At 70.3% G+C, this 13,934-nt stretch carries 17 protein-coding genes and 1 pseudogene; 11 read left to right on the forward strand and 7 right to left on the reverse strand.

The features are described from left to right. The first annotated feature begins 161 nt into the window (after nt 1-161). From G3I19_RS27180 to pstB, 5 genes are all read left to right on the forward strand, one after another. Nucleotides 162-575: an NUDIX hydrolase gene (locus G3I19_RS27180; RefSeq protein WP_164266355.1), complete on the forward strand. Its 414-nt coding sequence runs from the start codon at nt 162-164 to the stop codon at nt 573-575. A 370-nt stretch (nt 576-945) separates the two neighbouring features. Further along, entirely contained in the window at nt 946-2,085 is a 1,140-nt protein-coding gene (gene pstS / locus G3I19_RS27185) for a phosphate ABC transporter substrate-binding protein PstS (protein ID WP_164266356.1), read from the forward strand. A gap of 154 nt (nt 2,086-2,239) precedes the next feature. Beyond that, complete coding sequence (gene pstC, locus G3I19_RS27190) at nt 2,240-3,235, forward strand: phosphate ABC transporter permease subunit PstC (RefSeq protein WP_164266357.1); 996 nt, start codon at nt 2,240-2,242, stop codon at nt 3,233-3,235. Further along, nucleotides 3,232-4,311, forward strand: a complete 1,080-nt coding sequence (gene pstA / locus G3I19_RS27195) for a phosphate ABC transporter permease PstA (protein WP_164266358.1) — start codon at nt 3,232-3,234, stop codon at nt 4,309-4,311. Before pstC ends, pstA begins: the two co-directional genes overlap by 4 nt. Before the next feature lie 24 nt (nt 4,312-4,335). Next, complete coding sequence (gene pstB / locus G3I19_RS27200; protein WP_164266359.1) at nt 4,336-5,112, forward strand: phosphate ABC transporter ATP-binding protein PstB; 777 nt, start codon at nt 4,336-4,338, stop codon at nt 5,110-5,112. A 157-nt stretch (nt 5,113-5,269) separates the two neighbouring features. On the opposite strand, the gene G3I19_RS27205 is transcribed toward pstB, so the two are convergent. Next, entirely contained in the window at nt 5,270-6,265 is a 996-nt protein-coding gene (locus G3I19_RS27205; protein WP_164266360.1) for an inorganic phosphate transporter, read from the reverse strand. A 5-nt stretch (nt 6,266-6,270) separates the two neighbouring features. Beyond that, nucleotides 6,271-6,891: a DUF47 family protein gene (locus G3I19_RS27210; RefSeq protein ID WP_164266361.1), complete on the reverse strand. Its 621-nt coding sequence runs from the start codon at nt 6,889-6,891 to the stop codon at nt 6,271-6,273. Nucleotides 6,892-7,150: 259 nt separating this feature from the next. On the opposite strand from G3I19_RS27210, the gene G3I19_RS27215 reads away from it, so the two are divergent. Then, nucleotides 7,151-7,462 (forward strand): metal-sensitive transcriptional regulator, encoded by a 312-nt coding sequence (locus G3I19_RS27215; protein WP_203600351.1) that lies wholly within the window; start codon nt 7,151-7,153, stop codon nt 7,460-7,462. A gap of 71 nt (nt 7,463-7,533) precedes the next feature. On the opposite strand, the gene G3I19_RS27220 is transcribed toward G3I19_RS27215, so the two are convergent. Together G3I19_RS27220 and G3I19_RS27225 are read right to left on the reverse strand one after the other, a co-directional pair. After that, entirely contained in the window at nt 7,534-7,731 is a 198-nt protein-coding gene (locus G3I19_RS27220; protein ID WP_164266363.1) for a hypothetical protein, read from the reverse strand. Between the two features lie 160 nt (nt 7,732-7,891). After that, nucleotides 7,892-8,713, reverse strand: coding sequence for a hypothetical protein (locus G3I19_RS27225; protein WP_164266364.1), 822 nt, complete (start codon nt 8,711-8,713; stop codon nt 7,892-7,894). Between the two features lie 143 nt (nt 8,714-8,856). Here G3I19_RS27225 and G3I19_RS37010 point away from each other — a divergent pair, with 143 nt between their 5' ends. Together G3I19_RS37010 and G3I19_RS27230 are read left to right on the forward strand one after the other, a co-directional pair. Continuing rightward, nucleotides 8,857-9,024, forward strand: a complete 168-nt coding sequence (locus G3I19_RS37010) for a hypothetical protein (RefSeq protein ID WP_239074866.1) — start codon at nt 8,857-8,859, stop codon at nt 9,022-9,024. A 195-nt stretch (nt 9,025-9,219) separates the two neighbouring features. Beyond that, the gene (locus G3I19_RS27230; protein ID WP_164266365.1) at nt 9,220-10,812 is read left to right on the forward strand and encodes an FAD-binding oxidoreductase; all 1,593 of its coding nucleotides are present in this window, start codon (nt 9,220-9,222) and stop codon (nt 10,810-10,812) included. A gap of 59 nt (nt 10,813-10,871) precedes the next feature. On the opposite strand, the gene G3I19_RS27235 is transcribed toward G3I19_RS27230, so the two are convergent. From G3I19_RS27235 to G3I19_RS27245, 3 genes are read right to left on the reverse strand one after another with little or no spacing between them, the layout of a single operon-like run. Then, nucleotides 10,872-11,213 carry an Asp23/Gls24 family envelope stress response protein gene (locus G3I19_RS27235; RefSeq protein ID WP_239074867.1) on the reverse strand — a complete coding sequence of 114 codons (342 nt, stop codon included), beginning with the start codon at nt 11,211-11,213 and terminating at the stop codon, nt 10,872-10,874. Beyond that, a complete protein-coding gene (locus tag G3I19_RS27240; RefSeq protein WP_164266366.1) occupies nt 11,210-11,905 on the reverse strand; it encodes an Asp23/Gls24 family envelope stress response protein in 696 nt (231 codons plus the stop codon). The genes G3I19_RS27235 and G3I19_RS27240 overlap by 4 nt, the downstream gene beginning before the upstream one ends. Next, entirely contained in the window at nt 11,896-12,483 is a 588-nt protein-coding gene (locus G3I19_RS27245) for an RNA polymerase sigma factor (protein ID WP_164266367.1), read from the reverse strand. The genes G3I19_RS27240 and G3I19_RS27245 overlap by 10 nt, the downstream gene beginning before the upstream one ends. Before the next feature lie 221 nt (nt 12,484-12,704). Between G3I19_RS27245 and G3I19_RS27250 the strand changes: the two genes are divergently transcribed. The 3 genes and pseudogenes from G3I19_RS27250 to G3I19_RS27260 all read left to right on the forward strand — a co-directional run. Continuing rightward, nucleotides 12,705-13,244, forward strand: a complete 540-nt coding sequence (locus G3I19_RS27250; RefSeq protein WP_164266368.1) for an Asp23/Gls24 family envelope stress response protein — start codon at nt 12,705-12,707, stop codon at nt 13,242-13,244. 73 nt (nt 13,245-13,317) lie between these two features. After that, entirely contained in the window at nt 13,318-13,560 is a 243-nt protein-coding gene (locus tag G3I19_RS27255) for a hypothetical protein (protein ID WP_164266354.1), read from the forward strand. After that, nucleotides 13,557-13,934 (forward strand): annotated as a pseudogene (locus G3I19_RS27260) (DEAD/DEAH box helicase); the annotation flags it as partial. The gene G3I19_RS27255 and the pseudogene G3I19_RS27260, both read left to right, overlap by 4 nt.

Genomic DNA, 13,934 nt, shown 5'->3' on the forward strand with positions numbered 1-13,934 from the left:
GCCGAGGCCGCGTCGGCGGCCGCTTCGGCGGCCCGTACGCCGCGGATCGCCCCGGCGACGGCGTACGCGCTGGGCGTGCTCCACGCCGACCAGCGCCACGAGGTCGAGGCCGCCCGCTACACCTTCCAGCAGACCTGGCAGCGCACGGCGGTGAGCGCCCCATGACCGGCGGAGCGGGTGTTCCGGTACGGGCGGCGGGCTGCGTGCTGTGGCGGCGCGCGCCGGGCGGCGCCCTGGAGATCTGCCTGGTCCACCGGCCGAAGTACGACGACTGGTCGCATCCGAAGGGCAAGCTGAAAGCGGGCGAGGACCCCCTGGCCGCCGCAGTGCGCGAGGTCCAGGAGGAGACCGGCCACTCCTGCGCGCCCGGCGCACGCCTGCCCACCGTGCGGTACGCGGTGAACGGACGCCCCAAGGAGGTCGACTACTGGGCCGCCGAGGCGACGGGCGGAGCGTTCACACCGAACAACGAGGTGGACCGGGTCCGCTGGCTCACACCGGCAGCCGCCCGTACCCGCCTCACCCAGCAGCACGACAGGGAACTGCTCGACGCGCTGCACGGCGCGCTGCGCTGACCACCGCACCGGGCCGCACCGGGCTGAAGCCGTGCCGGCCCCCCGCGCTGCCCTCGCGCTGCCCTCGCGCTGCCCTCGCGTTGACCGCCGCACTGACAGCCGCACTGACAGCCGCGCCGACCGCCGCCCGGAGCTGACTGCTGCCCAACCCCGGGGCGGACGGTGTGTGAGCGCACCGTCACACGTACGGACCCGCACCCGGTCGTCCGCCGAGGTTCACTCTCCGTTCACTCACCCCCGTCGGCCACTTCACCTGATCTGCCTAATTTCGGCCTTACACGGTGCACGGCAGCCCGCCGCACCGGTCACCTCTTCGCACGCCGCCGTACAACGAATCGAAACCCGGCGGCTCCTGGAAGGAACACCCGAAGTGAAGCTTCAGCAGCGCAAGACCCGGCTTCGCGCCGCCGCGCTCGGCGCCCTCGCCGTATCCGGCGCCCTGGTCCTCACGGCGTGCGGTTCGGACAACAACAGCGGCTCGACCGGAGGCACCGGCACCAAGACGAGCGCCGCATCGGACGTCAAGTGCGACGGTGCGAAGGGCCAGCTGCGCGCCTCCGGTTCGAGCGCGCAGAAGAACGCGATGGACCTGTGGGCCAAGAGCTACATGGCCGCCTGTTCCGGCGTCGAGATCAACTACAAGTCGTCCTCGTCCGGCGAGGGCATCGTCGCCTTCAACCAGGGCACGGTCGGCTACGCCGGTTCGGACTCGCCGCTGAAGCCCGCCGAGGTCGCGGACTCCAAGAAGGTCTGCACCGGCGGCGGCCAGGGCATCGACCTCCCGATGGTCGGCGGGCCCATCGCGGTCGGCTACCACCTGGAGGGCGTCGACAACCTGGTCCTCGACGGCCCCACCCTGGCGAAGATCTTCTCGACGAAGATCAAGACCTGGGACGACCCGGCGATCAAGAAGCTCAACCCCGGTGTGAAGCTGCCGTCCAAGGCGATCCAGCCCTTCCACCGCTCCGAGGACTCCGGCACCACGGAGAACCTCGGCAAGTACCTGACCGCCGCGGCGCCGAACGACTGGAAGTACCCGGGCGGCAAGTCGTGGCCCGCGCCCGGCGGCCAGGCAGCGGCCGGTTCGGCCGGTGTCTCCCAGCAGGTGAAGCAGGTCGACGGCTCGATCGGCTACTTCGAGCTCTCGTACGCCACCTCGCAGAAGATCTCCACGGTCAAGATCGACACGGGCGCCAGCACCCCGGTCGAGGCGACCTCCGACAACGCCTCCAAGGCCATCGCGGCCGCCAAGGTCGTCGGCACGGGCCCCGACCTGTCGCTCAAGCTCGACTACACCACCAAGGACGAGGGCGCCTACCCGATCGTCCTGGTGACGTACGAGATCGTCTGCGACAAGGGCAACAAGGCCGACACCCTCGGCACCGTGAAGTCCTTCCTGAACTACACCGCGAGCGACGAGGGCCAGAAGCAGCTCTCGACCGCCGGTTACGCCCCGATCCCGGCCGAGATCAACGCCAAGGTGCGCAAGACGCTCGCCACGATCTCGTAACCCGGCTCGACAAGCCCCACGGGCCACACGCCCCACCAGCTCCACCAGCAGTGATGGCGTCCGGTCCGGAGCGTCCCTCCGGACCGGCCACCGCCCCCATCCGGTGCACCGCCGCCAGGGGAGCAGCGGCTCCCCCACACAGACCGGAAAGACCATGGCTACCACCACACAGATAGACACCCCTCCACCGGAAACCCCCCTCCACACCGGGTCAGGCCGGTCCACCGGCCGGCTGGGCGACCGGGTCTTCCTGGGCCTCAGCCGGGGCTCGGGCGTCCTGCTCCTCGTGGTGATGGCAGCGATAGCGGGGTTCCTCACCTACCGCGCCTCCATCGCCATCTCGAAGGACCAGGGCAACTTCCTCACGACGTTCGACTGGCTGCCCTCGCAGACACCGCCGGTCTTCGGCATCGCGGTCCTGCTCGTCGGCACCGTCATCAGCTCGGTCATCGCGATGGTCATCGCGGTCCCCGTCGCCGTCGGGATCGCGCTCTTCATCTCGCACTACGCCCCGCGCAGGCTGGCCACCACCCTCGCCTACGTGGTGGACCTGCTGGCCGCCGTGCCGAGCATCATCTACGGCATCTGGGGCGCCCTGATCCTGGTGCCCTACCTCGGCGGCCTCAACGTCTGGCTCGACAAGTACTTCAGCTGGACGTACATCTTCGACCAGACTCAGCCCGGCGTCTCCAGGAACATGCTCACCGTCGGCATCCTGCTGGCGATCATGATCCTGCCGATCGTGACCAGCGTCAGCCGGGAGGTCTTCCTCCAGGTCCCGCGGATGAACGAGGAAGCCGCGCTCGCACTCGGCGCCACCCGCTGGGAGGTCATCAGGCTCTCCGTGCTGCCCTTCGGACGCTCCGGCATCATCTCGGCCTCGATGCTGGGCCTCGGCCGCGCGCTCGGCGAGACGATGGCCGTCGCCACGGTCCTCTCCCCCAGCTATGTGATGTCGCTGCACCTGCTCGACCCGGGCGGCGGCACCTTCGCCCAGAACATCGCGGCGAAGTTCGACGAGGCCAACCCGCTGGGGCGCGACGCCCTCATCGCGTCCGGTCTGGTCCTCTTCGTCCTCACCCTGCTCGTGAACGGCGCGGCCCGGCTGATCATCGCCCGCCGCAAGGAGTACTCGGGGGCCAACGCATGAGCGACACAGCCGTAGAGACCGGGCAGGAGCAGTCCCCCCGGGTCCACACCGCACCGAGCCTCAGCGGACGCAGCCTCCCGCGCTGGGCCCCGGCCGGCTTCGCCGTCGCGGCGATCGTGGTCGGCGTGGGCATCGGCACCGCGGCGGGACTCAGCAGCAAGGTCCAGTGGGGCCTGATCGCCGTCGTCGCCTTCCTCGCGCTCTCCTACGTCACCACCGCGGTGGTCGAGAACAAGCGCCAGGCCAAGGACCGCTTCGCCACCAGCATCATCTGGGTCTGCTTCATCCTGGCCGTCATCCCGCTGTTCTCCCTGCTGTGGACGACCATCGGCCACGGTGTGAAGGACCTCAGCGTCACCTTCCTCACCCACTCGATGGTCGGCGTCCTCTCGTCCGACCAGGGCGGCGGCGTCTACCACGCGCTGATCGGCACCCTGGAACAGGTCGGCATCGCCACCGTCATCGCCGTCCCGATCGGCCTGCTGACCGCCGTCTATCTGGTGGAGTACGGCAAGGGCGCGCTGGCCAGGTCCGTGACGTTCTTCGTGGACGTCATGACGGGCATCCCGTCCATCGTCGCCGGGCTCTTCATCCTGTCGATCATGCTGATGACCGGCATCGAGCCGTCCGGCCTGATGGGCGCGCTCGCCCTGACGATCCTGATGATCCCGGTCGTGGTCCGCTCCACCGAGGAGATGCTCAAGCTCGTCCCGAACGAGCTGCGCGAGGCCGCGCTGGCCCTCGGCGTACCGAAGTGGCGCATGATCCTCAAGGTCGTCCTGCCGACCGCGATCGGCGGGATCACCACCGGGGTGATGCTGGCCATCGCGCGCATCGCGGGCGAGACCGCGCCGATCATGCTGCTGGTGTTCGGCAGCCAGATGATCAACACCAACCCCTTCAAGGACGGCCAGTCCTCCCTGCCGTACTACATCTTCGAGCAGTACAAGCTCGGCGAGCCGCCCGCGATCGACCGGGCCTGGGCAGCGGCACTGGTGCTGATCGCCTTCGTCATGATCCTGAACCTCGTCGCCCGCGGCATAGCCCGCTGGAAGGCCCCGAAGACCGGCCGCTGAGGCCGAGAGAAGAAGCTGATTTCCATGGCCAAGCGAATCGACATCAGCGGCCTGACCGCCTACTACAGCTCCCACAAGGCCATCGAGGACATCTCGATGACCGTGGAACCCCGCTCGGTGACCGCCTTCATCGGCCCGTCCGGCTGCGGCAAGTCGACCTTCCTGCGCACCCTCAACCGGATGCACGAGGTCACCCCCGGCGGCCGCGTCGAGGGCAAGGTGATGCTGGACGACGAGAACCTGTACGGGAGCCACGTCGACCCCGTCGCCGTACGCCGTACGGTCGGCATGGTCTTCCAGCGGCCCAACCCGTTCCCGACCATGTCGATCTTCGACAACGTCGCGGCGGGCCTGCGCCTGAACGGCTCGTACAAGAAGAGCGAGCTGAACGACGTCGTCGAGAAGTCGCTCAAGGGCGCCAACCTCTGGAACGAGGTCAAGGACCGCCTCAACAAGCCGGGCTCCGGGCTCTCCGGCGGCCAGCAGCAGCGGCTCTGCATCGCCCGCGCGATCGCGGTCGAACCGCAGGTCCTCCTGATGGACGAACCGTGCTCGGCGCTCGACCCGATCTCCACCCTCGCCATCGAGGACCTGGTCGGCGAGCTGAAGGAGCGCTTCACGATCGTCATCGTGACGCACAACATGCAGCAGGCGGCGCGCGTCTCGGACCGCACGGCCTTCTTCAACCTGTCGGCGGTGGGCAAGCCGGGCCGGCTCATCGAGATCGACGAGACCGAACGGATCTTCTCGAACCCGTCGGTCCAGGCGACCGAGGACTACATCTCGGGGCGCTTCGGATAGACGTCACGGCTTGCGGTGCTGCATGGCGGTGCCACCGCAAGGCAGGAAAAAGGGCCCGCCTCCCGTGGATTCCGGGAGGCGGGCCCACTTCCGTACGGCTGTCGGCGTGGGTGCGCCGATGGTCAGAAGTGCGTCAGAAGGACGGTCAGAAAGGCGGTCAGAAGAGCAGCAGGACGACCCAGTAGCTGAGGGCAGCGACGACCGCCGCGGCCGGCATGGTGATGAACCAGCCGAGCACGATGTTCTTGGCCACGCCCCAGCGCACCGCACGCGGGCGCTTGGTGGCGCCCACACCCATGATCGCCGAGGTGATGACGTGCGTGGTCGAGATCGGCGCCTGGAAGAGGTACGAGGAGCCGAACATGATCGCGGCACCGGTGGTCTCCGCCGCGAAGCCCTGCGGCGGGTCCAGCTCGATGATCTTGCGGCCGAGGGTGCGCATGATGCGCCAGCCGCCCGCGTACGTACCGAGCGAGAGCATCAGCGCGCAGACCAGCTTGACCCAGACCGGGATCGCGTCCTGGAAGGACTCGTGGCCCGAGATGACCAGGGCCATCATGACGACACCCATGGTCTTCTGCGCGTCCTGCAGACCGTGGCCGAGCGCCATGCCCGCGGCGGAGACCGTCTGGGCGATACGGAATCCGCGCTTCGCCTTGTGCGGGTTGGACTTACGGAACAGCCACAGGATCGCGACCATCACCAGATAGCCCACCACGAGCCCGACGACCGGGGACAGGAACATCGGGATGACGATCTTCTCGACCACCCCGCTCCAGTGCACCATCGTGCCGCCCGCGAGCGCGGCGCCGACCAGTCCGCCGAACAGGGCGTGCGAGGACGAGGACGGCAGCCCGAAGTACCAGGTGATCAGGTTCCAGACGATCGCGCCGACGAGCGCGGAGAAGAGGATTCCCATCCCCTTCTGCCCCGTGGGTGTGGCGATCAGCCCCTCACTGACGGTCTTGGCGACCCCGCTGCCCAGGAAGGCGCCCGCGAGGTTCATCACAGCGGCCATCGCCAGAGCCGCACGCGGGGTCAGCGCCCGGGTGGACACCGAGGTGGCGATGGCATTGGCGGAGTCGTGGAAGCCGTTCGTGTAAGTGAATCCGAGCGCGACAGCGATGGTCACGATCAGAGTGAAGGTGTCCACGAGGTTCAGGACTCCTTGACCGCGATGGTCTCCACCGTGTTGGCGACGTGCTCGAACGCGTCGGCCGCCTCTTCCAGCACATCCACGATCTGCTTGAGCTTGAGGACCTCCATGGCGTCGTACTTGCCGTTGAAGAGGTGGGCGAGCAGCTTGCGGTGGATCTGGTCGGCCTGGTTCTCCAGCCGGTTGACCTCGATCCAGTACTCGGTGAGGTTGTTCATGGTCCGCAGGCTCGGCATCGCCTCGGCGGTCAGCACGGCGGCCCTGGCCAGCACCTCGATCTGCTGCTCGACGCCCTTGGGCAGCTCCTCGACCTGGTACAGCACGACGAGGTCGACGGCCTCCTCCATGAAGTCCATGATGTCGTCGAGGCACGAAGCGAGGTTGTAGATGTCCTCGCGGTCGAACGGCGTGATGAAGGAGGAGTTGAGCTGGTGGAAGATCGCGTGTGTCGCGTCGTCCCCCGCGTGCTCCGCTGCCCGCATCCGCTCCGCGATCTCGACCCGGCCGGATGCGTCCGCGCCGAGCAGTTCCATGAGGAGCTTCGAGCCCGTGACGATGTTGTCCGCGGATGCGGCGAACATGTCGTAGAAGCTCGTCTCCCTGGGGGTCAGACGAAAGCGCACGTGGGGTCCTCGGGGCTCTGGATTCGGTCAGGCTGATGCTAGGCGCATCATCCGGCCACGGCTAACCGGCGTTGTTCAGTGTCGCCCATGGGGCACAGTGATCAGCACGGGGCCCGCCCCGATTCTCGGAAGGATCGGTATTATATACCCACGAGGGGTATCAAGAACCTTTCTGGACAACAGGTCACCATCATTCACAACGGTTCCACAACGGGAGGACGCGATGACAACCACCGAGGCGGCCGGCGCGCCCGACCGCATGGGCCAGGAGCCGGGCACCGGGCCCGTCGTGCACGGTTACCACAAGCAGAAGGACGAACATCTCAAGCGGCTGCGCCGGATCGAGGGCCAGATCCGCGGGCTCCAGCGGCTGGTGGACGAGGACGTCTACTGCATCGACATACTCACCCAGGTATCGGCCTCCACCAAGGCCCTGCAGTCCTTCGCGCTCCAGCTCCTGGAGGAACATCTGCGGCACTGTGTGGCGGACGCGGCGGTCCGCGGCGGCGAAGAGGTCGACGCGAAGGTCGAGGAAGCCACCAAGGCCATCGCCCGGCTGCTGCGCACCTGAGTGCCCCCTTCCGGCGGTGGCTGAAAATCGCCGGTCCTGATCCTGGTCAGGTCAGGTCAGGTCAGGTCAGGTCAGCGTTCGCGGTCCCGGCGGGCGTGCGGGTGCACCTCCGGGAGCGCGGTCCGCGCGGTCCTCACCATCAGCACCTCGTCGATACGGGCCTGGCTGAGCCGCTCCTCCAGCGAGGCGGCAGCCGCGATCATCAGCTCTCCGCACAGTTCGATCTCGACGAGGGCGATGCGGTCCTGGACGGTGAGCACTCCGGCCATGGCCATCACCCCTTTCTGAGCCGACTTCCTGAGCTCTGAGCCGACTTCCTGAGCCGGCTTCCCAGCGTAGGGAAACGCCCCCGTGCCGCGCATGGCACGTACGGACCATTTCCCACTGGTTCCTGCCGGTTCCTGCTCGACGGTTCCTGCTCGACGGCCCCTACTCGACGGTTCCGGCGTAGATATCGCCGATGGGCGGCAACGTCACCGCCACCGGTACGCCGAAGTCGTAGAGCAGCGTCGTCGACGCCACCTGGACGGTCTGCCCCTTGTTGGCGAAGCTGAACGTCTCGCGGACCTTGCGCAGCCGGCCCTGGGCGTCGAAGTACGCGTCGAAGGGCACGCCAGGCCCCGCGAACCCCTTCGCCGCCGCGGCCAGCACCGGCCTGGCCTGCGGCGCCGCGTTCCGTGCGGCCACCGACAGATCGGCGGTCCCCTTGTAGTGCCGCACCCGCGTGCCGGCCAGCTGCTCCGTACCGGCGTACGCGGCCCCGCGCGCACCGCACAGCACCTCGGCCGCGACCAGCGGATCGGTCGCCCCGTTCGTCACCAGATTCCCGTCCGGGAGCTTCGCGGGTTCGATCCTGACCCACTTGCTCGCGGGGACATTGGCGCCCCGGTTCTTCATGTAGACCGCGGCGGGCGTCAGGACTTCGGTGATCGGCGGGTGCTCCTCGGCCCCCGCGGCATCCGGCGGCAGGACGACCCTGAGCCGGCCGCTGCGCCGGGCGAAGTCGAAGCCGCCCGTGCCCCTGATGGTCACCCGGGTCCCGCCGGTCGCCATCGTCATGGCCGTCCTGGCCCGGGAACTCCCGGCGCCCGACAGGACGTGCGCGGCCTGCCTGACCGCCTGCGGCCCGCCGTTCCGGTCGTCGGCCGACGCCCCGGCACCGCCCGTGCAGCCGGCGGCGCCCACCACTCCCACCAGAGCGAACGCGGCACCGGCGAGCGCCCTGGCCCTGCTGCTGTACTGCTTCACCATCGCCTGCCAACCCTCAACGCCCGGCCTGTCGTCGTCCGCGCCCGCCCGCTTCGCCTAACGACTCCCGCGAACCGCCGTCACGCCCGACGGCGTCCCCCCTGAGCCGGCCGCCGGCCGCCGGCCGGTCTGAGTACCGTGGACGGGTGCGCGACGACGACCCCCCACCGGACACCCGGCAGCACGCCACCTCGACCTCCGAACGCGGCTCCTTCTGTACGGCCCGCTGCGTCTGCGGCTGGACAGGACCGGCCCGCCGCTCGCGCGAACGCGCCCGTACGGACGCGGCGCAGCACTCGGCGGCGGCGGCCTGACCCGGGCCGGGGACTGCCCGGCGGATCATGGCGCAGACGCGGGGTCCGGCACGCCCATCCGCGGGCGGAGCGGACCCGAGGCGTATCTCACAGGGGTACAACCGGGGCAAAGCGGGCGGCGGTTGAACGGGGCGGGCACGTCAGGGAACCCGTAAGCACCGGCGGCACGTCTCGTACGCCGGGAGGTCCTCATCTATGCAACGCCGCACGCTGCTCACCGCCGTACCCGTCCTGGCCACCGCCGCCGCCTGCCGCGGCACCGGGAGTTCGGGCAGTTCCGGCGGCACCGACCAGAAGCCTCCGGGCTCCACGGCCGGTTCCGGCACCGGGACCGCGACAGGCACCCCGTCCGGCTCCGGCTCGATGCCCCGGGCGGCCGCCGACTGGACCGCGCTCGGCCGCGGGCTCGACGGCAAGCTCGTCCGCCCCGACGACGCCGACTACCCCACGGCCCGTCAGCTCTACAACACCCGCTACGACAGCCTGAAGCCCGCCGCCGTCGCGTACATCGCGGGCGACGACGACATCCGGGAGTGCCTCGCCTACGCGCGGGCGCACCGCGTACCCGTCTCGATCCGCAACGGCGGCCACTCCTACGCGGGCTGGTCGTCCGGCAACGGCCGCCTCGTCATCGACGTGTCCAAGCTGTCCCACATATCGGCGGACGGCACGATCGGCGCGGGCGCCAAGCTGGTCGACATCTACGAGACCCTCGGCAGGAGTTCGCGCGCCATCCCCGGCGGCTCCTGCCCCACGGTCGGCGTCTCGGGGCTCACCCTCGGCGGCGGCCACGGCGTCGCCTCCCGTGCGTACGGCCTGACCTGCGACAGCCTCACCTCCGCCACCCTGATCACGGCCGACGGCAGGCGCCTGACGGCGAGCGCCAAGGAGAACGAGGACCTGTTCTGGGCGCTGCGGGGCGCGGGCAACGGCAACTTCGGCGTCGTCACCGGCCTGACCTTCCGTACGCACGACGCACCGCAGACCGTCTCCGCCTATATGTCCTGGCCCTGGTCGAAGGCGCACGCGGTCATCGACGCCTGGCAGAAGTGGGGCCCGGACCAGGCCGACGAGATCTGGTCGTCGGCGCATCTGGAGGCGGCGTCGGGCGGGGCGGCCCCGAGCGTCTCCGTCGCGGCGTTCTCCCTCGGCAGTTACGGAGACCTCCAGAACGCGGTCGACCGCCTCGCCGACGCGGTGGGCGCCCCGGCGCGCTCCGTCTCCCTGCGCAGGCGCGGCTTCGAGGACGCGATGCTCGTCTACGCGGGCTGCGGGAGCCTCAGCGAGGACCAGTGCCATCTGCCGGGCCCGACGCCCGGCCGCCGTACCCAGGGCACGCTGCAGCGCGAAACATACGCCGCGGCGTCCGACTTCTACGACCGGGCGCTCCCCGCGGACGGCATCGACGCCCTGCTCTCCAGGACCCGCGCCTTCGCCGGCCTGAGCGCCGCCCAGGGCGCGGGCTCGGTGGCGCTCACCGCGCTGGGCGGTGCGATCAACCGGGTCTCGCCGTCGGCCACGGCGTTCGTGCACCGGCGTTCGCGTGTGCTGGCCCAGTACATAGCGTCCTGGCAGCCCGGCACCGCGGGCAGCGCCCAGCAGAGCTGGCTCAAGGACACGCACCGGGCGATGGGCGCGTACGCGTCGGGCGGCGCCTACCAGAACTACATCGACCCGAAGCTGACGGACTGGCGGACGGCGTACTACGGGGCGGGGGCGCCGAAGCTGGCCCAGCTCAAGAAGCAGTACGACCCGCAGCGGCTGTTCGACTTCCCGCAGGCGCTCTGACACGTCCTGACACGTCTCGGACGGTGCACGCGAACTACGGGAACTGCGTCAGCCGCGAGTCACGCGAATCCGGTGACGGTCACGCCGACCGTCACTGCGGCCACCACGCCGACCGTCACGGCGGCCGGATCCGTGACCGCCCGCAGCACCGCCGCCCGGACGGCGCGCGTGACGTCGACGGCGCGGTGGCCGCGCCGCAGCACCACGAACACCTCGGCCGTCCAGCTGTCGTGGCTGTCCGCGCCGCCGGCTCGCCCGATCCGTACACCGGCCGGGCCGCTGCGGCCGGCCGTACGCAACAGCCCGGCGAGCCCGGGCCGCAGAAACGCGACTCCGGGGACGCCGAGCGCCGCCTCCGCGACCGTCGCCGACAGCTGCGCACGGGTGTCCTGATCCGTCATCGCACACCTCCAGTGGCGCCGTTGAAACCATCAGTGACATCGGTGACATCGGTGATGTTCACATCGATCGAGGCCACCTCCATCCCCAGCGCGCTGTCCGCCGCGGCCGCGATCCGCTGCCGGATCTCGTCCGCCGCCTCCTGAAGGTTCCAGGTCAGCGCGACGGACGCCTCGATCCGTACGCGTACGGGACCCCGCGGAGCCGTCCTCGTCCCCGTGCCCGTGCCCGTTCCCGTTCCCGCCGCCGGGGCCTCCAGGTCGAGCGGGGCGATCCGGCAACTGCCCACCTGCACGCCAGGCACCAGCTCGGCAGCCGCCCGGAACGTCCTCGCGGCCGCCGCCTCGACGATCCACGCGTCCTCGTCCGGTTCACCGAGCGGCAGCGTGCGGCCGGGCCGCAGTTCGAGCCGGACCACGTCCATCACCCGCTCGACGAGCGTGAAGGCACCGGCGCCGGACTCCGGCTCCGCGCCTTCCGTGTCCCGTGCCCGCTGCACCGCGACGCCGAGCAGTTCGAGATCGCCCAGCGCGGCAGCGCAGTACTCACAGCCGGCCGTATGGGCATCCGTACCGCCGGTGTCCCACTGTTCCCACACCTCGGACAGCAGCCGGCCGCAGGGCAGCCGCTCGTCGTCGGCGCCTTCGCCGCCCGCCGCGTCCTCGGGCGGCCCGGGGTTCGCAGTCACCGCCATGCGCCCATCGCCTCCGTCAGATAGCGCCGTGCGCGGAAGACCCTGGCCCGGACCGCCTGCCGGCTGATCCCGACGGTCTCCGCGATGGTCTCGTTCGGCAGTCCGTGCAGCTCCCGCAGCACCCAGCAGGCGCGCTGCTCGGGCGAGAGACCGGCCATGGCGACCGAGAGCGCCTCCACCGCCGCATGCGACTCGGCCGCCCGCGCGGGCGAGAACGCGTGCTCGGGGGCCTGCGGCTCCGGCACGGATTCGAGCCCGGTCACCGGCCGTCTCGCGCGCAGCGCGTTCAGACAGCGGTTGGTGACGATCCGGTACATCCAGGTACGGAAAGCGGCATCCCTTCGGAATTCGGGCAGCTTGCGCCAGGCGGCGATGAAGGAGTCCTGCACGGCGTCCTCCGCTTCGGTCCGGCTGCCCAGGAGCCGGGTGGCCAATTGCAGCAGTACGGGACCGTGCCTGCGCACCAGAGTCTCGAACGCTTCCTCGTCGCCCTCACCGGCGCGTACGGCCAGCAGCCCGTCGGCCCGCCAGGGGTGGCCATCGCCTTCGGCCGGCGTCTTGTCCAGGTCTCCCGGCACGCGGCGGCTCCTCTCCTCTGCTCACGGGCTTGGACACCGGCCGGGCGTCGGTGTGACGCGACCCGAGCAGATTAGACCGGCCGGACTTCCCCCGGCGTCTTCGCGTAACGCCTCGTGCACCGCCGTGTCGAAGGAAGTGAGGGCCTACGACGTGAAGCCCGCCGGCCACAGCGCACCTCCCAGTGGCCCCCACTCACAGCCCCACTCACGAGGAGAACCCGATGACCACTCAGGAACTGTCCACCGCGAAGAACAGCACGAGCACCACGAACAACACAGGCAGCACTGGCACCGGCCCGAGCAGCAGCACCCGGAAGACCCCCGGCTCCACCACGGTGAGCGGTGGCGTCAGCGGCGCGACGGAGCCTGCGGCCTCGCGCGGCAAGACGTCCATCGCCGATGTCGTGGTCGTGAAGCTCGCGGGCACGGCGGCGCGGGAGATCCCCGGCGTGTACGACATGGGCGGCGGCCTCTCCCGCACCCTCGGCGCGGTGCGCGACCGCGTCCCCGGCGGCCGCCCGAACGTCGGCCGGGGCGTGAAGGTCGAGGTCGGCGAACGGCAGACCGCGATCGACCTGGACCTGGTCGTGGAGTACGGCGTCGCCATCACCGATGTGGCACGCGACGTACGCGAGAACGTGATCGCGGCCGTCGAGCGCATCACCGGCCTCGAAGTCGTCGAGGTGAACATCGCGGTCAACGACGTGCACCTGCTGGAGGACGACGAGTCCGACACGGGCACGGACACCCGCGTGGAGTGAACGGGCCGGAACAGGTCACATGCACGCACCTGCGCATCGAGCGGGGAGCGGGGAAGGCGAGGTGAGGTGAGTCGTGAACAGATCGTTGGTGGGACTGCTGGTGGGAATGGCCCTGGGGTTCGCCGGCTGGTTCGGCGGCTTCGGAGCGTTCCTCCTGGTCGCGGCGCTCGGCGCGATCGGCTGGGCGGTGGGCCGGGTGTCGGAGGACGAGGGGTTCGACTGGCGCGATTTCCTCGCCACCCGTGACCACCGCGGCGCGCGCGACAGCGGACACTTCCGCGACAGCGGCAACTCCCGCGGCCGGGACCGCCGATGACGGCCCCCGCCGAACGCGGCACGACGACGGTGGCCGACCGCGCGGTGCGCAGGATCGCCGAACGCGCCGCAGGCGAGGCCCTGTTGCCCGGTGACGTACGGGTCACCCACGGAGCGGTCAGCGTGCAGGGCCGCCGCGCCCGGGTCGCGGTGGATGTCGCACTGCCGTACCCGGCGGCGCTCGACGAGGCGGGCAGCCGTATCCAGCGACGCGTGACGGACCGCACCGCCGAACTGACCGGCCTCACCGTCCCCGAAGCCCGCGTCCGCATCCGCGGCCTCTCGGCGCGCCCGGCAGCCGCCGCCGGCCCGGTTCGTGGTGTCGGTGCGGGTCAGCTCCGAGGTGAAGTCCGCCACCGCGTCGAGCGCCAGGGG

This window comes from Streptomyces sp. SID10853, assembly GCF_010548145.1.
In the GTDB taxonomy this organism is placed as follows: domain Bacteria; phylum Actinomycetota; class Actinomycetes; order Streptomycetales; family Streptomycetaceae; genus Streptomyces.

What these genes read in the sequence shown, in the direction of transcription:
- G3I19_RS27235 (WP_239074867.1), bottom strand. Translation starts at nt 11,213, where the DNA reads ATGACGGATCAGGACACCCGTGCGCAGCTGTCGGCGACGGTCGCGGAG.
- pstA (WP_164266358.1), top strand. Translation starts at nt 3,232, where the DNA reads ATGAGCGACACAGCCGTAGAGACCGGGCAGGAGCAGTCCCCCCGGGTC.
- G3I19_RS27240 (WP_164266366.1), bottom strand. Translation starts at nt 11,905, where the DNA reads ATGGCGGTGACTGCGAACCCCGGGCCGCCCGAGGACGCGGCGGGCGGC.
- G3I19_RS27220 (WP_164266363.1), bottom strand. Translation starts at nt 7,731, where the DNA reads ATGGCCGGAGTGCTCACCGTCCAGGACCGCATCGCCCTCGTCGAGATC.
- G3I19_RS27225 (WP_164266364.1), bottom strand. Translation starts at nt 8,713, where the DNA reads ATGGTGAAGCAGTACAGCAGCAGGGCCAGGGCGCTCGCCGGTGCCGCG.
- G3I19_RS27215 (WP_203600351.1), top strand. Translation starts at nt 7,151, where the DNA reads ATGGGCCAGGAGCCGGGCACCGGGCCCGTCGTGCACGGTTACCACAAG.
- G3I19_RS27230 (WP_164266365.1), top strand. Translation starts at nt 9,220, where the DNA reads ATGCAACGCCGCACGCTGCTCACCGCCGTACCCGTCCTGGCCACCGCC.
- G3I19_RS27250 (WP_164266368.1), top strand. Translation starts at nt 12,705, where the DNA reads ATGACCACTCAGGAACTGTCCACCGCGAAGAACAGCACGAGCACCACG.
- pstC (WP_164266357.1), top strand. Translation starts at nt 2,240, where the DNA reads ATGGCTACCACCACACAGATAGACACCCCTCCACCGGAAACCCCCCTC.
- G3I19_RS27180 (WP_164266355.1), top strand. Translation starts at nt 162, where the DNA reads ATGACCGGCGGAGCGGGTGTTCCGGTACGGGCGGCGGGCTGCGTGCTG.
- pstB (WP_164266359.1), top strand. Translation starts at nt 4,336, where the DNA reads ATGGCCAAGCGAATCGACATCAGCGGCCTGACCGCCTACTACAGCTCC.